Annotated in this window: 20 protein-coding genes; 12 read left to right on the top strand and 8 right to left on the bottom strand. The window is 59.4% G+C overall.

The window, feature by feature from the left end; all coding sequences use genetic code 11:
- Nucleotides 1–232 precede the first annotated feature (232 nt).
- A complete protein-coding gene (locus tag ACQZ5F_RS12635) occupies nt 233–5,737 on the top strand; it encodes a glutamate synthase-related protein (RefSeq protein WP_263647278.1) in 5,505 nt (1,834 codons plus the stop codon).
- Entirely contained in the window at nt 5,734–7,500 is a 1,767-nt protein-coding gene (locus ACQZ5F_RS12630; protein WP_082178953.1) for a diflavin oxidoreductase, read from the top strand. Before ACQZ5F_RS12635 ends, ACQZ5F_RS12630 begins: the two co-directional genes overlap by 4 nt.
- Nucleotides 7,501–7,543: 43 nt before the next feature.
- Here the strand turns inward: ACQZ5F_RS12630 and ACQZ5F_RS12625 are convergent, their stop codons facing one another.
- The 5 genes from ACQZ5F_RS12625 to fabA all read right to left on the bottom strand — a co-directional run bounded on the left by ACQZ5F_RS12625 (nt 7,544) and on the right by fabA (nt 11,543).
- Nucleotides 7,544–8,137, bottom strand: coding sequence for a TadE/TadG family type IV pilus assembly protein (locus ACQZ5F_RS12625; RefSeq protein WP_046799152.1), 594 nt, complete (start codon nt 8,135–8,137; stop codon nt 7,544–7,546).
- On the bottom strand, nt 8,134–8,730 hold the full coding sequence (locus tag ACQZ5F_RS12620; protein WP_046799153.1) for a TadE/TadG family type IV pilus assembly protein: 597 nt from the start codon (nt 8,728–8,730) through the stop codon (nt 8,134–8,136). The genes ACQZ5F_RS12625 and ACQZ5F_RS12620 overlap by 4 nt, the downstream gene beginning before the upstream one ends.
- A gap of 185 nt (nt 8,731–8,915) precedes the next feature.
- On the bottom strand, nt 8,916–9,722 hold the full coding sequence (gene fabI, locus ACQZ5F_RS12615) for an enoyl-ACP reductase FabI (protein WP_046799154.1): 807 nt from the start codon (nt 9,720–9,722) through the stop codon (nt 8,916–8,918).
- 6 nt (nt 9,723–9,728) lie between these two features.
- The gene (gene fabB / locus ACQZ5F_RS12610; protein WP_137085683.1) at nt 9,729–10,952 is read right to left on the bottom strand and encodes a beta-ketoacyl-ACP synthase I; all 1,224 of its coding nucleotides are present in this window, start codon (nt 10,950–10,952) and stop codon (nt 9,729–9,731) included.
- Between the two features lie 75 nt (nt 10,953–11,027).
- Entirely contained in the window at nt 11,028–11,543 is a 516-nt protein-coding gene (gene fabA, locus ACQZ5F_RS12605) for a 3-hydroxyacyl-[acyl-carrier-protein] dehydratase FabA (RefSeq protein WP_035219583.1), read from the bottom strand.
- A gap of 317 nt (nt 11,544–11,860) precedes the next feature.
- Between fabA and irrA the strand changes: the two genes are divergently transcribed.
- Nucleotides 11,861–12,280, top strand: a complete 420-nt coding sequence (irrA, locus tag ACQZ5F_RS12600; RefSeq protein ID WP_046799156.1) for an iron response transcriptional regulator IrrA — start codon at nt 11,861–11,863, stop codon at nt 12,278–12,280.
- A gap of 73 nt (nt 12,281–12,353) precedes the next feature.
- On the opposite strand, the gene ACQZ5F_RS12595 is transcribed toward irrA, so the two are convergent.
- Nucleotides 12,354–12,992: a trimeric intracellular cation channel family protein gene (locus ACQZ5F_RS12595; RefSeq protein WP_046799157.1), complete on the bottom strand. Its 639-nt coding sequence runs from the start codon at nt 12,990–12,992 to the stop codon at nt 12,354–12,356.
- A gap of 76 nt (nt 12,993–13,068) precedes the next feature.
- On the opposite strand from ACQZ5F_RS12595, the gene ACQZ5F_RS12590 reads away from it, so the two are divergent.
- Nucleotides 13,069–13,587, top strand: a complete 519-nt coding sequence (locus tag ACQZ5F_RS12590) for a hypothetical protein (RefSeq protein WP_046799158.1) — start codon at nt 13,069–13,071, stop codon at nt 13,585–13,587.
- Between the two features lie 12 nt (nt 13,588–13,599).
- Here ACQZ5F_RS12590 and ACQZ5F_RS12585 read toward each other — a convergent pair whose 3' ends face one another.
- Nucleotides 13,600–14,310: a YoaK family protein gene (locus tag ACQZ5F_RS12585; RefSeq protein WP_225339611.1), complete on the bottom strand. Its 711-nt coding sequence runs from the start codon at nt 14,308–14,310 to the stop codon at nt 13,600–13,602.
- Nucleotides 14,311–14,511: 201 nt separating this feature from the next.
- Between ACQZ5F_RS12585 and ACQZ5F_RS12580 the strand changes: the two genes are divergently transcribed.
- From ACQZ5F_RS12580 to ACQZ5F_RS12545, 8 genes are all read left to right on the top strand, one after another.
- The gene (locus tag ACQZ5F_RS12580) at nt 14,512–15,453 is read left to right on the top strand and encodes an ABC transporter substrate-binding protein (RefSeq protein WP_225339610.1); all 942 of its coding nucleotides are present in this window, start codon (nt 14,512–14,514) and stop codon (nt 15,451–15,453) included.
- 142 nt (nt 15,454–15,595) lie between these two features.
- Entirely contained in the window at nt 15,596–16,369 is a 774-nt protein-coding gene (locus ACQZ5F_RS12575) for an ABC transporter permease (RefSeq protein ID WP_225245025.1), read from the top strand.
- Nucleotides 16,369–17,154: an ABC transporter ATP-binding protein gene (locus ACQZ5F_RS12570; RefSeq protein WP_046799161.1), complete on the top strand. Its 786-nt coding sequence runs from the start codon at nt 16,369–16,371 to the stop codon at nt 17,152–17,154. The genes ACQZ5F_RS12575 and ACQZ5F_RS12570 overlap by 1 nt, the downstream gene beginning before the upstream one ends.
- A 35-nt stretch (nt 17,155–17,189) precedes the next feature.
- Nucleotides 17,190–17,927, top strand: coding sequence for a histidine utilization repressor (hutC, locus tag ACQZ5F_RS12565; protein ID WP_052820138.1), 738 nt, complete (start codon nt 17,190–17,192; stop codon nt 17,925–17,927).
- A 193-nt stretch (nt 17,928–18,120) separates the two neighbouring features.
- The gene (gene exbB / locus ACQZ5F_RS12560) at nt 18,121–19,329 is read left to right on the top strand and encodes a tonB-system energizer ExbB (protein ID WP_225339609.1); all 1,209 of its coding nucleotides are present in this window, start codon (nt 18,121–18,123) and stop codon (nt 19,327–19,329) included.
- Nucleotides 19,330–19,335: 6 nt separating this feature from the next.
- Nucleotides 19,336–19,821, top strand: a complete 486-nt coding sequence (gene exbD / locus ACQZ5F_RS12555) for a TonB system transport protein ExbD (protein WP_046799164.1) — start codon at nt 19,336–19,338, stop codon at nt 19,819–19,821.
- Nucleotides 19,818–20,744 (top strand): TonB family protein, encoded by a 927-nt coding sequence (locus ACQZ5F_RS12550; protein WP_052820140.1) that lies wholly within the window; start codon nt 19,818–19,820, stop codon nt 20,742–20,744. The genes exbD and ACQZ5F_RS12550 overlap by 4 nt, the downstream gene beginning before the upstream one ends.
- 130 nt (nt 20,745–20,874) lie before the next feature.
- Entirely contained in the window at nt 20,875–21,864 is a 990-nt protein-coding gene (locus ACQZ5F_RS12545) for an Ldh family oxidoreductase (RefSeq protein WP_225339608.1), read from the top strand.
- 223 nt (nt 21,865–22,087) lie between these two features.
- On the opposite strand, the gene ACQZ5F_RS12540 is transcribed toward ACQZ5F_RS12545, so the two are convergent.
- The gene (locus tag ACQZ5F_RS12540) at nt 22,088–22,333 is read right to left on the bottom strand and encodes a helix-turn-helix domain-containing protein (RefSeq protein ID WP_046799167.1); all 246 of its coding nucleotides are present in this window, start codon (nt 22,331–22,333) and stop codon (nt 22,088–22,090) included.
- Between the last annotated feature and the right edge of the window lie 437 nt (nt 22,334–22,770).

Here is a 22,770-nt window from a genome sequence, read left to right as displayed (position 1 = left end):
TCAGGGAACGCGATGCGAACGACGACGATCATTATTTGCGAAAAAGCGGCCATTGCCGCCACGCCGTTTGCCGGCCGCAAAACGACCGTTCGCGCCATTAAACGCCGATAAGCAGAAAAAAGAGGAGCAGCCAGGTCGCCTGCGGCTCCGCCCGCAGAGTGCCGGCTGACGCGCCGGGTTTCGGGAAAAAGAGGGTGATGCCGCGCGAAATGCGCAATGAGAGGAGAGTGCCTTGAGCGTGACGGAGCAAAAATTCGGCCTTTACGATGCGGCTTTTGAAAAAAGCAGCTGTGGCGTCGGTTTCATCACCCGCAAGGACGGCGTGCAGACGCATGATGTGCTGAAGCGCGGTCATGAGGCGCTCTGTGCCGTGCCGCATCGCGGCGGCATGTCGGCGGAAGGCGTTGGCGATGGTGCGGGCGTGTCGCTGGACCTGTCGCTCTCCTTTTTTCGTGAGCTGACGGGACAAGGTGCCCTCAAGGCCGGCCGGTTCGGCGTCGGCAATTTCTTTCTGCCGCAAAACCCGGCTTTCCACGGTGAGGCCGTCGGTATTATCGACAGCGCCCTGAAAGAGCAGGGCTTTTCGGTCCTGCTGGTCCGCGATGTACCGGTCAATGACGCGGCCATCCGTCCCGCCGCAATCCCCTACCAGTTACCGATTCGCCAATGGGTCTTTTCGGCACCAGTGGAATGCGCAACCCTTGCCGAGTTCGATTGGCGCATCCACAAGGCGCTGCTTGCCATCGAAGCGCTCGCTTACACCGTGCCGCAGCTTGCCGGTTTTTACCCTCTGTCGCTCAGCGCGCGCACGCAGGTGCTCAAGGGCCGTCTGAACTCCCAGGAGGTTATGCCCTATTTCTGCGATCTGACCGACCCGCGCCATGAAGTGCATACGATGTATTTCCACACGCGGTTCTCCACCAATACCGATCCGCACCCCTCCATGGCGCAGCCCTTCCGCCTGATGGCGCATAATGGTGAGCTGAACACCGACAAGAAGAACCGGCTGTCAGAAGCGGCGGTGGCGCTGGCGAAGAATGCCAGCATTATCCGGCCGAAGGGCCAGTCGGACAGCTGCCGTCTGGACCAGACATTGCAGGCGCGGGTGATGGAGGATGGCCTCGACCTCGTCACCGCCGTGGTCTCGATGATGCCGCCGGCCTGGGAAAACGACGACACCCTGTCGCCGGGTGTGAAGGCGATGCTGGAATATTTCTCGCTCTATGAAGAGAAGAACGACGGCCCCGCCGCGCTGATCTTCGGCGACGGCACGATCATTGGTGCGCGTCTCGATCGCCTTGGCCTGCGCCCGCTACGCACCGTCGAGACGGAAGACTATCTCTGCGTCATGTCTGAGGCAGGTCAGATCGCCTTTCCGGCGGAAAGCGTCATCCGCCGCGGCCGCATTGAGGCGGGCGGCATGCTCTATTACGATCATGCCGAGCGTCGTGCCTTTTCCACGGTCGAGGCGCTGGAGCTTCTGGCCTCGCAGCGGGACTATTCGTCGCTGCTATCGGAAGCGCGCGTGATGCTTGGTGATCTGCCGGAAGTGCCCGCCGACAAGCAAGGCTCACCGTTGCGCTATAATGGCGATCTGGAACGGCACCAGCGTTATGTCGCCTATTCGCACAATCAGGAGAGCTTCAAGTTCCTGATGGACCCGATGCTGGCCTCCGGTGCGGAAAAGATTTCGGCGATGGGTTACGGCAATGCCATCAACGCATTGTCCGATCAGGAAGGTGGGGTTGCGAAGTATTTCTCGCAACGTTTCGCGCAGGTCACCAATCCGCCGCTCGACAGTATCCGTGAGGCCGATGGTATGACGCTGCGGGTGGCGTTGGGCGCAAAGCCGAATAGCGGCGCTGCCAAGGCCCGCCAGATCGTCGTGCGGTCGCCGATCCTCACCCACCTCGACATGCTGCGTATTCGCGAGCAGCCCGAGACACCGGTTCGTCGTTTCGAAATGCTCTATACGCCGATCTTTGATGCGGCTGATGCCAATGAGGCAGTGCTTCGGCAAGCGATCGATGGCCTCTGCGACGAGGTTGCGGCTTTCGCAGCCGAGCAGGGCGGGATTGCCGTCATCACCGACCGCCATGTCTCGGCAGGCCGCGCGGCCTTGCCGATGATCATGGTCGTTTCCGCCATCAATCAGCGGCTGATCGAGGAAGGTCTGCGGCTACGTGTTTCCCTGATCGTCGAGAGCGGCCAGTTTTCCTCCTCCCATCATATCGCTGCCGGCCTCGGTTTCGGTGCTTCGGCGGTCTATCCGCTCGGCGTACAGTTCCGTGCGGAAGAGAAATTCGGCGCCGAGGCCGACAAGGCGTTCAAGCGCTTCGCCAAGGCGGCGGAAAAGTCGCTGATGAAGACCATGGGCAAAGTCGGCCTGTGCACGGCGGAAAGTTATATCGGCGGCGAGTTCTTCGAGCCGAATTTCCTCGACACCAACGATCCCGTCCTGAAGCGCTATTTCCCGAATGTGAAGACCCCGGTTGGCGGCGTCACCTTTGCCGTCATCGCGCAGGCTGTTGCGGACTGGCACCGCAAGGCGCTTTCGGTGAAGGGGGAGAACGACATTCCGCTGCTCGGTCTTTTCAAGGAACGCGCTGAAGGTGCCGGGCATTCCTATGGCACGACGGCAGTTCGCGGCTTCGTGGACATGACGGAGGAAAAGATCGGTTTCGACAAGGGAACCGAAAACGAGGAGGCTCTGCGCCTTCTGCCGCTCAACCGGCTGGAGGACGCTTTCGGTCTTAATGATGCGGCCTATTATCACAACAGCTTCGACCGACTGACCCCGGAGGCCATCGACGCATTCGAGGTGACGCCCGGTTATCGTTCTTTTGCTCGTATGATGGCAGAAGAAAGGGCGCGCCGCCCGGCCGCCCTGCGCGATGTTCTGGAATTGCCGGCCGATGTGACCTTTGCCGGTTCGGCCGAAGAATTCCGCCGGGAAATGGGGCGGTTTTCCCGGCAGGGCAATAACAGCTTCATGGTGCGCGGATTGCGCTGCGAAGAGGCAGGAGACAGCGCGTTCCGGCTACAGCTGATCGGCCCACACGGTCATGAACTTGCCCGCCTAGCGGCACTCGGCCAGTCGCTGCTCGACCGTTTCGGTGACGACATCGCCGGCCATTGGCTGGAAGGTGGTGCGCTCATGGTGCAGGCGAAGGGAGAGGCATCCGCTTATCTCTCACTTATCCGCACCGCACCTGATAGTATTCCGCTTGAGACCGTGCAAAAGGCCAGTGAGATCACCAAGACCCTCGCATCGGGTGCCATGAGCCACGGCGCGTTGGTCGCGGCTGCCCATGAGGCGGTTGCCCACGGCACCAACATGGTTGGTGGCATGTCCAATTCCGGAGAGGGCGGCGAGCATATTTCCCGTTACGGCACCATCCGTGCCTCGCGCATCAAGCAGTTCGCCTCCGGCCGCTTCGGTGTCTGGGCCGGTTATCTTGCCGATCCAATGCTGGAAGAGATCGAGATCAAGATCGGCCAGGGCGCAAAGCCGGGCGAGGGCGGGCAGTTGCCGTCTCCCAAGGTGACGGTGGAAATCGCGGCGGCACGCGGCGGCACGCCAGGCGTCGAACTCGTCTCGCCACCGCCGCATCACGATACCTATTCGATCGAGGATCTGGCCCAGCTCATTCATGACGCCAAGGCGGCGCGGGTGCGTGTCATCGTCAAGCTCGTGTCGTCGGAAGGCATAGGCACGATTGCAGTCGGCGTTGCCAAAGCTGGTGCCGACGTGATCAACGTTGCAGGCAATACCGGCGGCACTGGTGCGGCGGCCGTTACCAGCCTCAAATATACCGGCCGCGCGGCGGAAATCGGCATTGCCGAGGTGCATCAGGCGCTCTGCGCCACCGGCCTTCGTGCCAAGGTGCTGCTGCGTTGTTCCGGCGCGCACCAGACGGCGAGCGACGTGGTGAAGTCGGCGTTACTTGGCGGCGACAGTTTCGAATTCGGCACAACGGCGCTGATGATGCTGAAATGCGTGATGGCGAAGAACTGCAACATCAAGTGCCCGGCCGGTCTCACCACCAATCAGGAAGCCTTCAACGGCGATCCGCGGGCGCTGGCGCAATATCTCATGAACATCGCCCATGAAACGCGCGAGATTCTGGCCGGGCTTGGCATTGCCTCGCTGCGGGAAGCCCGTGGTCGTTCTGACCTTCTTCACCTCCTCGATCATCCGGCAAGCGTCGGCCAGCTTGACCTCCGGGCAATGCTTGCCGTGGTCGAAGAGGTGAAGATCGACAGCCCGGTCTATATGGAAAAGGACTTCGCACTCGACGATGCCTTCATCGATCTCGTGCGTTCGGCGTTGGTTGACAGCAAGCGCGAGAACATCGAGCTTGGCGGCAATCGTTTCCTCAACAATTGCAACAAGAGCGTCGGCGGCCAGCTCGCCGTCGATATCGAACGCATGTTGAACCACGAACTTTCCGATGAGCAGCTGGACGCGCTTCCGGCCGTCAAGCGGGATGGCCGTGGCCGCCGTTTTCTGGAAGCGGGTTCGGTGCGCATCGATACGTCAGGTTCCGCCGGTCAGTCCTTCGGCGCTTTCTGCAACGACGGCATGGTCATGGTGCATACCGGCACCTGCAATGACGGTGTCGGCAAAAGCGCTTGTGGTGGCACCATCGTCGTGCGCTCGCCCGGCGGCGGTTCGCAAGAGGCGGGTGGTAATGTGCTGGTTGGTAATTTCGCGCTGTTCGGCGCAACCGGCGGCCGCACCTTCGTGGAAGGGCAGGCGGGCGACCGTTTCGCGGTGCGTAATTCCGGCGCCACCGCCGTGGTCGAAGGCGTCGGCGATTTTGCCTGCGAATATATGACCAACGGCGCGGTTCTCAACCTCGGCAGTTTCGGCAAGGGTTTTGGTAACGGCATGAGCGGTGGCTTCGTCTATCAATATGATCCCTATGGCGATCTGCCAAAGAAGGTCAGCCACGACTCCATCCTGCTCGGCTCGATCACCGGTGAGGATGAACAGGCAGCGATCCACAATCAGGCAGTCCACCAGCTTCTGAGCCTGCATGTCGCAGAGACCGGCTCGGCCAAGGCGGCATGGCTTCTGGAAAACTGGGAAAGCGAACAGCATAATTTCGTCTACGGTATGCCGCGCGCCCTGCTGCTTTATCAGGACAGCGACGAAATCCTCAAAGCCAAGCCCCGCAAGGAGCTGCTGGAGGAGCTGGCGTCGGCACTTGCCGCCCATCAGCTGCGCAAGTTCAAGCTCGCCTATCGCGACCGCAAGGCTGTTTTGAATGGAACGGTGCCGGGTTATGGCGAGACGGATACGGAAGACATGTATGCGCTGCTCAATAACTATACCGTGTTGAGCATGGCGCAGGCCATCGCCCTGCAACGGTTGCCGATGGCATCCGGCCCTTCTGATCCTGCCATCGAAAAGGCTGTGCGCAATCTCATCCTCACGGAAGATTACGCGCTGATGCAGCGGCTGCTGAAATATGCCCGCGAAGCGCTTTCCGACCATAGCGACGAACAGCTTGCGGTGATGATCGCGGCCAAGCGGCTTGACGATTACAAACAGGCGCTGGCGCGCCGGAACATCTGGTCGGTGGATAGCCCCGGCACCTATGGCTGGATCATTCAGCAGAACCGGAAAAACATCGAGAAGATCGGCCGCCTGCCGGGCTTCGAGGAGCTTTTCGCCGCTCGCGCCATTCCAGACCTTGCCACCGCATCCAGCCAGAACAGGGCAGCATGATGAAGATACCTTACATTCCACAGGATGCGCCGTTTAACGGCGACCAGCGCGCCTGGCTCGCCGGTTTTCTGGCGGGGCTCCACTCCCGCACCGCCATCAGCCTCGACACATCGGTGGCCGCTGCTGCCCCCAAGGCGGCGGCCAGCCTGCTGAACATCCTTGTCGGCACCCAGACTGGCAACGCCGAGGCCTTGGCGATGGATATCGCTGCCGCTGCCCGCACCCAGGGCATGCAGCCCGTGGTAACGGCGCTGGACGACGTTTCCATGGACAGTCTCGGCTCCATGAAGCGGGTCATCGTGGTCACCTCAACCTATGGCGAAGGCGAGATGCCTGACAATGCCCAGCTGTTCTGGGAAGCGCTTGCCGCCGATGGTGCACCACGATTGGATGAGATGAATTTCGCCGTTCTTGCACTCGGCGATACCGGTTATGACGGCTTCTGCCAGGCGGGCAAGCTTATCGATACGCGCTTCGAACAGCTCGGCGGCAAGCGCATGAAGACGCGTATTGACTGCGATATCGATTTTGAGGATGCCGCCGCCGCCTGGATCGGCGAGACGCTGCCGCTTGCCCTCGCCATCGATGGCGGCAATGCAGCCGCGGTGACGCCTGTGGTCGCCGAGCCGCCGGCACGGGCAAAACAGGGCTGGGGTCGCAAGAACCCCTATTCGTCACGGGTGAGCGTCAATCGCCTCCTTTCCGGCCCGGCCTCGTCCAAGGAGATTCGTCATTACGAATTCGATCTCGGCGCGAGCGGCCTCGACTATGAGGCCGGTGATGCACTTGGTGTGGTCCCCCTCAACGATCCGAAACTGGTCGGTGCTCTGCTCGATTGCTTTGGAGCGAGTGCGGATGGCGAGGTCGCCGGGCTCGACCGGCCGGTTGGCGATGCGCTTCTGAACATGTTCGAGATATCGACGCCTTCGCGTGAGTTGGTGGCCGAAATCGGCAAGCGCGCAGGATATGACGAGTTGAGCCATATCCTTGCCAACGGAGACAGGGAGCAGCTTGCCGCCTTTCTCTGGAGCAAGGATATTCTCGATCTGCTCAATCTCGGCGGAAAGCCCATATTCGATCTTGCCGAATTCGTGACCTTCCTGAAGCCGCTGCAGCATCGCGCTTACTCCATCTCCTCCAGCCCACTGGTTGCGGAAAACAGCGTGCATCTGACGATCGCCAGCGTGCGTTATCGTGCCGAGGGCCGCGAGCGTGGCGGCGTATGCTCCACCTATCTGGCGGATCGGGTGGAAGCCAACCAGAATGCCGGGATTTTCGTTTCGCCCAACAAAGCATTTCGCGTGCCGCAGAATAATGACGCGCCTGTCATCATGGTCGGACCGGGCACGGGCATCGCGCCTTTCCGGGCCTTTCTGCAGGAGCGGCAGGCAAGGGGTGCAAACGGCAGGAACTGGCTGTTCTTTGGTGACCAGCACCGCCAGTCGGATTTCATCTACGAAAACGAGCTTGGCGACATGAGTCGTGATGGCGTGCTGACGCGCCTCGACCTTGCCTTCTCGCGGGATCAGGCGGAAAAGATCTATGTCCAGACCCGCATGCGCCAGAACGGCAAGGCGCTTTATCAATGGCTCGAAGAAGGCGGATATTTCTACGTCTGCGGTGATGCGACCCGCATGGCGAAGGATGTAGATGACGCCCTGCACCAGATCGTCGCCGACGAAGCCGGCATTTCTGCTGAAGCGGCAAGCGATTATGTGAACCGGTTGAAGCGCGAAAAGCGTTATCTGCGTGACGTCTATTAGAAGCGGAGTATGTGGGAGGTCCCCTCTTGCTGCGCCTTATGGCTCAGCAATTGGTGCAGGTGACCTCCGCATCGCGCTGCTTGAAGAAATAATCACGGCCGATGGTGATCGACCTTACGCCGGACGAGGCGATGTCGGGCATGAACATCAGCAACTCATGCTGGATGGAAAGCTCGACGTGAATGAGAAAGCTGTTTTCGATGAGCAGGCGGGTTGGAACCGCCACTGCCGATCCCACCGCATATGGTCTCTGGTCGTTCTCATCCCAGGACCAGGCAATTTTCGCTTGTTTCTGCTTGTCAATCGTTACGCCACTGATCTTCAGCTTCAAACCGTTCGTGCTGTAAGGCGCGAAGACAGCCGCCGCAACATTCTGCATGTTTTTGAGATAAGTCTTGTCGACGGAGCTCGTTTTGGAGATCAGGTCGTTTATCGTCGCTGAAGCGCTGCTTGCCCGCTTATAGGTATTGTAACCGATGGTCAGCTCGAAGGATGTCACGTAAAGGGCGAGCAATATCGGGAAGAGAATTGCGAATTCCACAGCGCCCACACCACGGCGATCTTTTACGAAGCGTGTGACGAGTGCTGTAAAACGAAGTCTGCCGTTCGCGACGGCGGCCATCAGCCCTGCCATCATGAGCCCCCGCTTGTGGTGTATTTCTCGTTCACGAAAGCGTCGGTCGCGACGATAAGGAAATGCGAGGGCATAGACCCGTCAGCTGGACGTATTTTTGTAAGATAAGGTCGGATGATATCGGCGATGACACGCCAGCGATAATAAACGCGCAGCATGTTGATCGTTTCCGGTCCGCCCGGCTTGAAGCCGAATTGCGCCGTGTCGAGATCGTAATATTCGCCGTAAGCCTTCAGTGGTACCGTCGTGGGAATGTCCTTGAAGGCAGGAAAGGAGCGAAGGTCGATATAGAGTTTTTGTTCGGTTTTGATCTCATCCGCAGAGCAGGTGATCATCACCGAGACTTCGTTGCAGAAGCTCTTGCGAAAATCCTCTTTCGAAATCGAACTGCTGATCTGCCCGGTGCGCAGACGCCTCGCCATGGTTTCCGTGGCATTCACGACGACCTGTTCCGCCATCAGGGCGATGAAAGTCTCAATAATCGCAAAAACGACGAGGAAATAGGGAATGGCGAGAATCGCGAATTCAATGGCCGCTGTCCCTTCGCGCGAGACCCCGAATTTTTTCAGCAATGGCGTCAGTCTGGCCAGTCGCATATGTGTCGATCTCTAGAATATGCGGCAAGCGCAACCGTTGAATTTGTTGCGGACCATAACCAGCCCGGTGTTTAAATTCAGTTACTTCGATGAATTATACTTTAGTGATTTCCGAAATTGAGACGGTGCATAATACAAAAAGCCCGGCATATTGCCGGGCTTTCGTTGAACCTGAAAAGGCTGGGTTATTCTGCATCCGCTCTGGAGAGAACCTCGAGCGTGGGTGTCGAGGTGATGTTATAACCGCAGTCCACATAATGGCATTCGCCGGTTACGCCGCGCGACAGGTTGGACAGCAGGTAAAGCGCCGATCCGCCGATATCCTCGATATCCGCCGTACGCCTCAGCGGCGCGTTCTTCTGGTTCCATGCGTAAATAGCACGGGCGTCAGAAATGCCGGCGCCCGCCAGCGTGCGGACCGGGCCAGCCGAGATGGCGTTGACGCGAATATCGCGCGGGCCGTAATCGGCAGCGAGATAACGCACGGACGCTTCGAGTGCCGCCTTGGCGACGCCCATGACGTTGTAGTTCGGGATGACGCGTTGCGAACCATTATAGGTCAGCGTCAGCATCGAGCCGCCATTCGTCATCAGTTCAGCGGCACGCTTGGCGATTTCCGTAAATGAGAAGCAGGAAATGACCATGGTGCGGCTGAAATTGTCGCGGGTTGTGTTCGCGTAGAGACCCTTCAGCTCATTCTTGTCGGAAAAGCCGATGGCGTGCACGACGAAATCCAGCGAGCCCCATTTTTCGCGGATTGCCGCAAAAAGCGCGTCCACAGAGGCGATGTCCTCGACATCGCAAGGCACGATGAAGTCGGAACCGAGTTCTGCGGCAAGCGGTTTTACGCGTTTGCCAAGCGCTTCGCCCTGATAGGTGAAGGCCAGTTCCGCGCCCTGCGCCGCAAGTGCCTTGGAAATACCCCAGGCGATGGAGTGATTGTTTGCGACGCCCATGATGAGGCCGCGTTTACCCTGCATGATGCCGTTCATGGGCAATTATCCGTTATGACGCTGGAAGACCAGCGTGGCGTTGGTGCCGCCGAAGCCGAAGGAATTGGAAAGGATGGTGTCGATCTTGGCGTTGTCGATGCGGCTGCGAACGATCGGAACGCCCGCAAATTCCGGGTCAAGTTCGGAAATATGTGCGCTTTCGCCGATGAAGCGTTCCTGCATCATCAACAGGCCGTAGATCGATTCCTGCACGCCGGCCGCACCGAGCGAATGGCCCGTGAGGGACTTGGTCGACTGGATATGCGGGATCCTGTCGCCGAAGACTTCCCGGATAGCACCGATTTCCTTGCTGTCGCCAACCGGCGTCGAGGTGCCGTGGGTATTGATGTAGTCGATGTCGCCCTTGACGGTGGCGAGTGCCTGCCGCATGCAGCGGATCGCGCCTTCGCCTGATGGAGCCACCATGTCGTAACCGTCGGAGGTTGCCCCGTAACCGACGATCTCGGCGTAAATCTTCGCACCACGCGCCTTTGCATGTTCCAGCTCTTCGAGAACCAGTACGCCAGCGCCGCCAGCGATGACGAAGCCGTCGCGATTAACGTCATAGGCCCGCGAAGCGAGGGAAGGCGTTTCGTTATATTTGGACGACATTGCGCCCATGGCGTCGAAGAGGTTGGACATCGACCAGTCGAGGTCTTCGTGGCCGCCTGCAAACATCACATCCTGCTTGCCCCACTGGATCATCTCGGCGGCGTTGCCGATGCAATGCGCCGAGGTGGAGCAGGCTGACGAGATCGAATAGTTGACGCCGTGGATCTTGAACCAGGTGGCGAGTGTCGCGGACGCGGTGGACGACATGGCCTTCGGCACGGCGAAGGGGCCGATACGCTTCGGGCTGTTGTTCTTCAGCGTGATATCGGCCGCTTCAACGATGGTGCGGGTGGAAGGACCGCCCGAACCCATGATGATGCCGGTGCGTTCATTGCCGCTGATGTCGCTCTCTTCGAGACCGGAATCGGCGATCGCCTGTTTCATGGCGACATGGTTCCACGCGCCGCCCTGCGACAGGAAGCGCATGGCGCGGCGGTCGACCAGTTCGGTCGGGTCGAGAGACGGCTTGCCCCAGACCTGGCATTTGAAACCGTGTTCGGCAAAATCCGGCGAAAATGAAATGCCGGATTTGGCATCGCGCAACGATGCGGTGACTTCAGCGGCATCACCGCCGATGGAAGAAACAATACCGAGGCCGGTGACAACAACTCGTCTCATGAAAGGGACCTTTTCTTAAGATTTCGGCTGGACGACCGACGCCGCCCGGCCTTGCCAAGACTTATTCCGTCTGCTTCAGGCGGTCTTTTCTTTCGACAGCCCTACACGAAGGTCCGTCGCCTGATAAATGGTTTCTCCGTCGGCCTTCAGCCAGCCGTCGGCGGTTCCAAGCACCAGACGGCCGCGCATCACACGCTTGAAATCGATACCGTATTGCAGGAGCTTGGTGTTCGGGCGAACCATGCCCTTGAATTTGACTTCGCCGGTGGAAAGCGCCATGCCGCGGCCTTCTTCACCCAGCCAGCCGAGGAAGAAACCGGTCAGCTGCCACATGCCGTCAAGGCCGAGGCAGCCCGGCATGATCGGGTTGCCCTGGAAGTGGCAGGGAAAATACCAGTCATCGGGGCTGACATCGTATTCGGCGCGGATGAAACCCTTGTCGAACGCGCCGCCGGTTTCGGAAATTTCGGTGATGCGGTGAACCATGAGCATGGGGGGCAATGGGAGCTGGGCATTTCCCGGGCCGAACAATTCGCCGCGACCGCAGGACAGGATCTCCTCATAATTGTAACTTGATTGCCTCGTTGCCATACCGCTTTCACTTCCCCAGTTACTGGTGTTGATTGACTTCACTAGAGCAAGTTAGGTTCAAAATGAAGCGCTGCAAGGGCAGAGGCCGTTTCGCCCCCATTCTTTGTCTTCAGAACCTTCTTTGCAGAAGTCATTACCTCAATATGTCGTCCGCATACAGGAACCATCCGGCAGGAACCAGAGGAAATTTGCAAGAATGGCCGGTTTGCCGCCATTTGCCGCGTCTCGCGGCGCTGAAACTATTGAAAGCATTCGCTGCAAAAGATATATGCTAATGCAATTGGTGAATTTCACCCCTGTGCTTGGAATGGGATTGCATGGCATTTGACGCCACTTTGGATATCGGAACGAGGCTGCGGCGCTCGGGGCTGCGCCCCACGCGTCAGCGTGTGGCTTTGGGCGATCTTCTCTTCGCAAAGGGTGATCGCCACCTGACGGTCGAGGAACTGCACGATGAGGCGGTCACGGCCGGCGTGCCTGTTTCTCTCGCCACGGTCTATAACACGCTGCATCAGTTTACCGAGGCCGGCCTCATCCGCGTTCTGGCTGTCGAGGGTGCCCGCACCTATTTCGACACCAACGTGTCGGATCACCACCATTTCTTCGTTGAGGGCGAGAACGAGGTTCTCGACATCCCCGTCAACAATCTCCACATCGGCAACCTGCCGGAAGCGCCTGAAGGCATGGAAATCGCCCATGTAGATGTGGTCATCCGCCTTCGCCGCAAGCGCGGCTGAGGCCCTCGGCAGATACCGGAAATGAAAATGGCGCCCACGGGCGCCATTTCTGTTTCAGGCGGCTTTAGCCCGCTCACTTCATGATGTCTTCGGGGCGCCTGCCGGGCTTGGCCCTGTAGGGCGGGAAAGTCCATCCGAAGATCAGCGCTCCAGACCGGACGCCGAAAGCCGTCAATACGCCGGCGGCGGATGCGGCATAAAGCGGCGCGCCGAGGAAATAGACGACAATGAAGGTGGAAGAGCCCAAAAGCGCGCAGGTGATGTAGATTTCCGGTCGCAGAAGCACGGATGGTTCCCCGGCAAGAATATCGCGCAGCACGCCGCCGAATGTGGCCGTCAGAACACCGGTGACAATGGCAACCGTTGCAGAGCCGCTTGCGGCGAGGCCCTTGGCTGCCCCCATCACGCAATAAGCGGAGAGGCCAAGGGCATCGAGCCATAGCAGCACCCGGTAACGGGATTCGAAAAGATGTGCTGTAAAGAACAGCAGGACAGCGACCGATACGCAGACCAGAATATAGGTTGGGTTCACCACCCAGAAGACCGGCGCCCTGCCCAGCACGAGGTCACGCACCGTGCCACCGCCGATCCCGGTCGCGGCTGCGAAAAACAGGAAGCCGATCAGGTCGAGCTGCTTGCGCGAGGCGGCCAGGGCACCGGTTGCGGCAAAGATGGCGACACCGGCATAGTCGAGAAAACCCAGCAGTGTCATAAAAAGGTTCCCCCGAAACATGGGCTGCGAACACGTCAGTGTCGCGCAAGCACTAAACTCTAGGCTGGCCGCCCGGATGATCGCAACATCCATAACCGAAACGGATGCAAAGGAAAATGCCGTGCGAATCGCTATCGTTGTCGCTCTTCAGACACTGGTTCTTCTGATGTTTCCGGTGGCGCTGGCGGCACAGCAGCAGCTGGTGAACGATCCCGAGATTTATGAAAAGGACCATTTCCGCAAGGAGTGCAAGGTGGCGGCCTTCGGCGACGATTTTGTCACACGGCTGGATATCAATAATGACGGGCTGATGGATGCCGTCGTCAATCACGGTGTTCTGGATTGCGACGGCGAAAAAGGCCGCGCCTGTGACGACGAGGGATGCCCTTACAATTTCTATGTCCAGGTGAAGGAGGGCGGTTATCTGATGATCGCCACGGCCCGAATTTACGGCTACGATTTCATCAAGCGTTTCGGCAACATGGTCTTCGTGCTGAAGATGCATCCGCGTTATTGCGAACGCACCGACAAGGAGCCTTGCCTGATGACGGTGCGGGTGCGCGGCACGAAATTCGTCACCATTTCGCGTAAGTGACGGCGGCAGCCCTTATGGCGCAATCCGCCGGATTTTGACCCTCTGATTGTATCGCTGGCGAAGCGAGCGCGGAATGACGAGGGTGGTGAAGCCTATAGCGAAAACCGAAGCCGCAACCACCCATAGGGCATCCGAATGCAGTGTGGCGCCTAACACGGCGCCGCAGATTGCGCCGGTGATCATGCCGAGCCATGGTACGATCTGGATGCCCCAGTCGAGGCTGCGTTCGCCGAGCAGAAAGCGACCGATGCCGCGACCGAAACGGGAAAGGGCGCCGGTTACATAGGTCAGCCCGATAGGCAGCCCCTCAATATGCTCCACGGCGGCATTGACCATGCCCATGGCAAAAACGACGAGATAAAATTGCACGAGACCGGAAGCCTCGTCGCGCAGCAGTGCCGCAATCGCCAGCAGCCCGCCCACCGTCATAAGAACCGCAAAGATGCGTCGGTCGAATTTATGCGCCACTACGATGCCGCCGGCATTGCCCGCCACGAAGGCGACGATGGCGAAAAGCAGTTTGACGGCGTGGGCGTATATGCCTGCCTCCATCGAGACTGCAGCGCGTGTGGTGTTGCCAGTCATGAAGGAGACGAAATCTCCGGAAACGTAAAGACCCACCGCATCCGTCATTCCGGCGATGAAGGAAATGGCGGCAACCAGCGCAATGCCGGTTCCGGTGCGCCTTGCCTTGATGATGTTACGGCGTCTCTGTCTGGTCATGGCAGCCCGATGCGAAAACGGCGAACCGGTGCAGGTCCGTATAACTCTATGTGTAGGACGGTAGGTGCCCGATTTGCAATCTTTCCGGAAGCGAGCAAACGCCTCTACTTTGTCTAGACAAATCTAAAAACCCTGCCTACGATGCCTCAAATAAAGCGATAAAAAATGTCGCACAAAAATAAACCAAAAGGGGTTCAGACCATGAAAAAAACGTGGGTTATCGCCACAATTGCAGCGCTTGTTTCATCCGCTTCCGCCTATGCTGAGACATCGGTGACCATCGGCATGTCCGGCTGGACCGGTTTTGCGCCGCTTACCCTTGCCAAGCAGGCGGGTATTTTTGAAAAGAACGGCCTGAAGGTCGATATCAAGAAGATACCGCAGGCCAGCCGGCATCTGGCCCTCGCTTCCGGTGACATCCAGTGCGCCGCCACCACGGTGGAAACATGGATCGCCTGGAACGCCAATGGCGTGAAGTCCACCCAGATTTTCCAGATGGACAAATCCCATGGTGCCGATGGTATCGCGGTGCGCAGCGACGTCTCAAAGGTCGCGGACCTCAAGGGCAAGACGATTGCCGCTTCCGCGCCGGGCACCTCTCCCTATTTCTTCCTTGCCTGGATCCTCAAGGAAAACGGCATGACCCTGAAGGATGTGAAGGTCGTCAACCTTGAGCCGGGACCGGCCGCGCAGGCATTCGTCGCCGGCCAGAATGATGCGGCCATGACCTATGAACCCTATCTCTCCACAGTGCGCGCTGCCCCCGACAAGGGCAAAATCCTCGCCACGACGCTCGATTATCCCGCTGTTATGGATACGTTCGGCTGCACGCCGGATTTCCTGAAGGACAATCCGCAGGCGGCGAAAGCCCTGGCGGACAGCTATTTCCAGGCGCTCGACCTCATCAAGGCGGACCCTGAGAAATCCTATGCGACGATGGGTGCCGATGTGAAGCAGGCGGGAGAGGCCTTTGCGGCTTCGGCAAAGTTCCTGGAATGGCAGGACAAGGCCGCCAACCAGAAATTCTTCGAAGGTGAGTTCAAGACCTTCTCCGAAAAGTCGGCCGATCTGCTTCTCGAAATCGGCGTGATCAAGTCGAAGCCCGATCTTTCGACGCTCGCGGATACATCCTTCATCAAGTAACGCCCACAGGCGGCTTCATTCCCCTGCCGGAATGTTGCCGCCAATGACATGCAGGAAAGCGTCTTCTACGCCGCGAATGGTGTGGAGGCGCCTTGAGGCCGCGGCGCAGCTGCCGCGTCGGTTCTCCCACACAGGCGACAGAATGCAACCACTTCAACCCATCAGGAACAGCACGAGAATTGCCCTCGGCATTCTGTTCTTCATGCTGTTTTTCTCCGCCTGGGGCCTCGCCACGCTGGGCGGCTTCGTATCGCCGACTTTTCTGGCAGACCCCATCACCATGCTGAAGGACGGCATCTATCTGCTGACCGATCAGGGCTTTGCCAGTGATATCGGCATGACCATCTGGCGCGTGGTGGGCGGTTTTGTGCTGGCATCGGTCGTCGCCGTGCCTGTTGGCATCGCCATGGGGGCCTATAAGCCCATCGAGGCATTGCTTGAGCCCTTCGTATCCTTCGCCCGCTATCTGCCGGCTTCCGCCTTCGTGCCGCTGCTTATTCTCTGGGCCGGCATTGGTGAGATGCAGAAACTACTGGTTATCTTCATCGGCGCGGTCTTCCAGATCATCCTGATGGTGGCCGTGGCTGTCGCCGGCACGCGGCGCGATCTGGTGGAGGCCGCCTACACGCTGGGTGCGAAAGACCGGGGTGTGGTGCGCCGTGTCCTTATTCCCGCCAACGCGCCTGACATTGCCGAAATCCTCCGTCTCGTTCTCGGCTGGGCCTGGACCTATGTCATCGTCGCCGAACTCATCGGTGCTTCCTCGGGCATCGGTTATATGATCATCAACAGCCAGGCGCTGATGGCGACCGGCCAGATCATCTTCGGCATCATCGTCATTGGTGTTATCGGCCTCATTTCCGATTTCGCGTTCAAATCGCTGAACCGGAAGCTTTTCGCCTGGAGGCTTGCCTGATGAGCGAACTCGTTATCAAGGGCGTCAGCCGCACCTTTCCGGGCGTGCAGGGCGGGCAGCCGACACTGGCCTTGCAGCCGACCAATCTGGAAATCCCGCGCAATGATTTCGTTACCATCCTCGGCCCGTCGGGCTGCGGAAAATCGACCCTGCTGCGCATCATCGCCGGGCTTGACCGCCCGACGACCGGCGAGGTCCTGCTGTCCGGCAAGGCGGTGACGGGGCCGGGAGCGGATCGCGGCATGGTGTTCCAGTCCTACACGCTGTTTCCCTGGCTGACGATCAGGGAAAACGTCGCCTTCGGTCTGCGCGAACGCGGCGTCGCCGAGAAGGAAAAATGGGAGATCGTCGATAGTTATATCGATAAGGTCGGCCTGCGCGGTTTCGAGAACCATTGGCCGAAACAGCTGTCCGGCGGCATGCAGCAGAGAACGGCCATTGCCCGCGCCCTGGCGAACGGCCCGAAAATCCTGCTGCTCGATGAACCTTTCGGCGCCCTCGACAACCAGACGCGCGGGCTGATGCAGGAATTGCTGCTCGGCATCTGGGAACGGGAGCAGAAGACCGTCATTTTCGTCACCCATGACATCGAAGAAGCGGTCTTCATGGCGTCGCGTGTGGTGACCATGTCGGCAAGGCCGGGTCGCATCAAGTCGATCACGCCGGTCGACCTGCCGCATCCGCGTCACTACACCGTCAAGGCCAGCCCGGAATTTTCGCAGCTGCGCGCGAAGCTGACGGAGGAAATCCGCAGCGAGGCGATCGCCGCCGCTGCCCATGGATAGTTGATCCAGCGAACCGGGAGGAGAGAAGCATCGGGATGAGGAGTACAGGCGCCGATCTTCAGGAGAAATCACTGCACGAGCGCATCCGCAACGATGTCGAGCGCCATATCATGTCAGGCGAATGGCCGCCGGGGCACCGTATTCCTTTCGAGCACGAGATGACCCGGCAATATGCCTGTTCGCGCATGACGGTGAACAAGGCGTTGGGCGAGTTGGTGCAGCGCGGCCTGATTGAAAGACGCCGGCGCCTCGGAACCTTCGTTCGCCAGCCCCATGCGCAATCGGCCGTGCTGGAAATCCATGATATCGAGCGGGAGGTTCAGGCGCTCGGCCTCGTTTACGGATACCGTCTCGACAAGCGACGTCTGCGCCCTGCGGGTGAAAAAGACAGTGCGGCAATGGCGCTTGCCGCCGACGCCCGGGTGCTGGAACTCACCTGCACGCATTTTGCCGGCGGCATTCCCTTTTGCCTTGAAGAACGCATTATAAATGTCACCGCCGTCCCGGAGGCGGAATTTACGGATTTTTCGCAGACCGGTCCGGGCACCTGGCTGTTGAAGATGGTGCCCTGGAGTGCAGCCGAACATCGCATCAGCGCAGTCTCCGCCGACCGCAAGAATGCGGTGGCGTTGGGCATCGCATCCGGTGCAGCATGTCTGGTCATCGACCGCCGTACCTGGCACGGGACGGATTACGTCACCCGCGTTCGGGTGACCTATCCCGGCGACCGGCATGCCCTGGTGGCGCAATTTTCGCCGTCGCAAAACGGCTGAGGCCACGCGAGCGGTCACTTTTTTGTAAAGAAGAGTTTACGGGTCGTCTTTTGATAATATAATAGTTGTCAAAAGAACTCAGGTTTATTATCGGAACGTCAAGCTTTCACGACGGCATCCGTTCATGACCCCGGCTTTCACGAACCGGCCAATCTACGGATGAGTTCATCGACGGAAATCCGGGATAAAAATTATGTCAGCTGAGACCTCCACTTCTTCCGCGTCCTTCACCAGGGCAAACAAAACACGGCATGTTTCCCTCGCTGTGGCAGTTACACTGCTGGCCGGGCTGAGTGCAGGCGCGGGTTTGGCTCAGACAGCATCCGAACCCCAGGCCCAGCCCGCGCCTCAGGCGGAAACGGTTCAGCCCGCCCAGCCGCCGGTGGAAACGCCAGCGACGCCGAGCGCTCCGGCACTCCAGCCTGTTGCGCCGCCGTCCGCAACCGCACCGGAACAGCCGGCCGCTGCCCCCGTCCAGCCGCCATCGAACCAGCCTGCACCTGCTCAGTCCGCAACTGAAGGCGCTGCGCCGCAGCCGACGCAGACCGAGCAGCCACCCCAGACGAATGGAACGCTTGCGCCGAACGAAGTCTCCACTCCGGTAGAGCCCGTCAGCCCCGAGCCCACCAGCGCCCAACCCGCTAGTGCCGAACCCACTAGCGCCGAGCATCGTGCGGACATCCCGCATAACCTGTCGCCATGGGGCATGTTCATGGCCGCGGACTGGGTCGTGAAGGGCGTGATGATCGGTCTTGCCTTCGCCTCGCTCATCACCTGGACGGTCTGGGTGGCGAAGTCTATCGAGCTTGCGGGTGCGCGGGTGCGTGCCGGGGCAACGCTCAAGGTCATTCGCAGGGCGAAAACCCTGACGGAAGCGACCGATGCCGTCGAAAACAAGGGCGGACCGGCGGCACTCATGCTGCGCATGGCAACCCATGAAATGCAGCTTTCCGATGCGGTGGTCGAACACACGGACGGCGGTGGCATCAAGGAGCGTGTCTCCTCGGCACTGTCGCGTATTGAAACCCATGCCGGTCGCCGCATGTCACGCGGAACCGGTGCTCTGGCGACAATCGGTTCCACCGCTCCTTTCGTCGGCCTGTTCGGCACGGTCTGGGGCATCATGAACTCCTTCATCAGCATTTCGGAATCGCAGACCACCAACCTTGCCGTCGTGGCGCCGGGCATTGCCGAGGCGCTGCTCGCCACCGCCATCGGCCTCGTTGCCGCTATTCCGGCGGTGGTGATCTACAACGTCTTTGCCCGTTCCATCACCGGTTACCGTCATCTGCTGGCGGATGCCGCCGCCGGCGTGGAGCGCCTCGTGAGCCGCGATCTCGATTTCCGCCGCATTCCGCCGGGCAGCACCAGCAAGCCCGCAGTCTCGCTGGTTGGACGGTGATCGGTCATGGCTGGCGGTATTCGCGAAAATAGCGGAGACGATCTCTCCGAAAACCACGAGATCAACGTCACGCCATTCATCGACGTGATGCTGGTTCTGCTCATCATCTTCATGGTAGCTGCGCCGTTGGCCACGGTGGATGTGAATGTTGACCTTCCCGCATCCACCGCCAAGCCGGCGGAGCGTCCGGAAGAGCCGCTTTATCTGACGGTCAAGGACGATCTCTCGCTCAACCTCGGCAATGATGTCGTTGCCCGGGAAGCACTGGCGGCCTCGATCGACCGGCAGACGGGAGGCAAGAAGGATACGCGCATTTTCCTGCGCGCCGACAAGGCGGTCGACTACGGTCACTTCATGGAAATCATGAACCTGCTCAGGGATGCCGGCTATCTGAAGATCGCCCTGGTGGGTCTGGAAAATGTCGGTGCGGCATCGCCGCCCGCCAATGCTGCCCAGCCCGCCGCGCCGACGGCGCCGGGAACGGCGCCATGACTGAAAACGGCTACCCGCAGTCCCGACATTCCCGTCTGGGGGAAGTGACGCTGTGGTCCGCTGCGGCGCTGCTGATGCTGAGCGTTCATGCCGGTTTTGCCTATTATCTGATGCAGGAACCGGAAGAGCTCGATGCCGGTGGGCCGCCGCCAGCCGCGATCATGATCGAGATGGCGGCGATACCGGAAGCCGTCCACACCGAGGAAACGACACCGGCGCAGGACGTCGAGGACGCCGAAGAGGTAAAGAGCGACAACAGCCAGCCGATGGAGGAACCTCCACCGGAGGAACCGCCGCCACCCGAACCGGTTGCGGAAACGCCACCGCCGGAACCCGTGCAGCCGCCGGAACCGCCGGTTGAGGAGATTGTCGAGCCGCAGGAAATTCCTGAGCCGGTAGAGCAGATCGACCCCGTGCAGGAACAGATGATGGCGGAACTCGAAAATATCGAGGTTCCCTTGCCTGTCATTCGGCCGCCACCGCCGCCCGTTGAAAAGAAGGTCGAAAAGAAAGAGCCGGAAGAGAAAAAGAAGGTCGAGCGCCAGCGCCCCAAACCGCAGCAGGCATCGGAATTGCGTGAAACGGCAAAGGCCGAGGCACAGCAGTCCGACAGGACAGCGGCATCGCGCAACAATGCCGGGTTCTTTTCTTCTTCTTCCGCCTCACCCGCAAAATGGGGATCGAAGGTTCGTTCCCATATCCAGCGGCGCAAGCCGCGTTCGCTTCGCAGTGATGCAATGACAGCAACGGTGCGGTTCAGGGTCAATGATGCAGGCGCGATCAGCGGGGTCAGCGTGGTCCAATCCACCGGCGATTCCTCAATCGACCAGCAGATTGCGGCTTGGATTCAGAGTGCGTCACCTGTGCCTGCTCCGCCTCCGGAAGCAAGCAAGACGATCACGCTACCGATCAGCATCCGCTAGAACCCGTTTAAATCAAACGGACATGTCCACTATTCCTCACGCGCATATCCGTTTGCGCGTGAATAAGATTTCGCGAATGTTTTCGATGGTGTAGGTCTTTGTCGACTTTACCAAGCAGAGGCATTCCGGAATGAAATTCTCAATCGCAGAGGCGGAGGATCTCGTATCCTCTATCTTTGAGCGCAACGGCGTTCTGCCGCAAAACGCCCGCTCGGTCGCGAAGGCGCTCGTCGCATCTGAAGCTGCCGGCCAGCGCGGTCACGGTTTTCGCCGTATCCCCGTTTATGTCCGCCAGGCGCGGGTGGGAAAAGTCGATGGCAAGGCGCGGCCGGTGGCGACGCGCGTGAAGCCGGGCGTCCTGTCGATCGACGCCAACCACGGCTATGCCTATCCGGCGATTGATTGCGCGCTGGAGCAGTTGCCTGAAATGGCCCGGCAGCAGGGCATTGCGCTTGCCACCATCCATCGTTCCCATCACGCCGGCGTCATGGCATTAACTGTCGAGCGTTTTGCCGAGATGGGTCTTGTCGCGCTGATGTTCGCTAATGCGCCAGCATCCATGGCCCCGTGGGGTGGCAACAAACCCCTCTATGGCACCAATCCGATCGCATTCGCGACCCCGGTTGGCAACGCCGATCCTCTGGTGATCGATCTGGCGCTTTCCAAGGTCGCGCGCGGAAAGATCATGGCGGCCCGCCAGAAGGGCGAGACTATTCCGGGTGACTGGGCGCTCGACAGAAACGGCCGGCCAACGACCGACCCTGAAGAAGCCATCGAGGGAACCATGGTGCCCGCGGGCGAGGCGAAGGGTGCCGCACTGGCGCTGATGGTGGAAATCATGGCCGCGGCGCTCACCGGCGGAAATTTCGCGTTCGAAGCCTCTTCCCTTCTGGATGATAAGGGCGCGCCACCATCACTTGGCCACACGATCATCGTCATCGATCCGGTATCCTCGGGTGGTGCAGTCTTTACTGAACGACTGGCGCTCATAGCCGGCGAGATAGAAAAGCAGGAGAATGTCCGCTTGCCCGGCCGCCGTAGCCAGGGCGTTCGCCGGCAGGCGCTGAAAAGCGGCATCGTCGTCGAAAGCGATATTCTCGTTGAAATCCAGTCGCTTTAAACAGCTGTAAAATGAAAAACCCGGCGGACCTGATGATCCGCCGGGCAAACCGTTTATGGCCGCTTTGCATTTGCGTCGATATGGACAGGAAATCATTTCCGGTCCGCTTTTGGTCCGCCATCCCGCCATCGAAATGATGGGATTTTGACGCAGAAAGCCGCTCATCCGGTTTTGGCTTATGGGAAGGGGACGTCTCCACATAAGCCTCTGAAGCGAAAAAGCCTTAGATATCCTGCTCGATCAGGCCACGCAGCAGGGCAATGCTGACGGCATTCAGCAGATTGGTGGCACCCAGCCGGTTACGCACCACTTCCAGCGCGTCCTTCACCTCTGCTTCGGTCGCACCGGTCACAAGGGCGATGTGGGAGGGGTGTTTACCCCGCGCCACCAGTCCCAGATAGTGCCGTTCCCGGTCAGATAGGGCGATCTCGCGCGTCTGGCGATGTTCATGCGGCGTTTTTAAAGACATGTTCTTTCTGCCTCAAAAGAGATTGACCTTCCCGGCTTTGCGATCAGGTAATGATTTCATTCCCCGAGGCCCGCCCGCGAACGTTCTGTCTGCACGCGAACGGAAACGTCGATTTCGCCAATAAGTTTCATCCAGCATCAGGAATATGCAATGATGGCCGCTTTCGCAGCCAGCCGGCCCAGCATCGACGTTGTTCCTGGGCATAGGGAGCGCTGCCCCACTGACACTCACAAAACCGGAATCGGTTGTGGATCAGAACAATGTGCAGATTCAAAGCTTTGGAATGTTTTCCGTCACACCCGAAGGGCCACGCGGCGCTCTAATAGGCGATATAATGCGCCAATAGAATAACATCTCGCGCCAAGTTTTGCGCTTTTATTGTTATGTTTCGGCACAGAAGCCGGGAAAAGCCGACATATTTCTGAATTTTAATGTGT

The sequence above is a fragment of the Agrobacterium sp. 22-210-1 genome (genome assembly GCF_053522525.1).
This window is presented reverse-complemented; position numbering and strand designations above follow the sequence as displayed.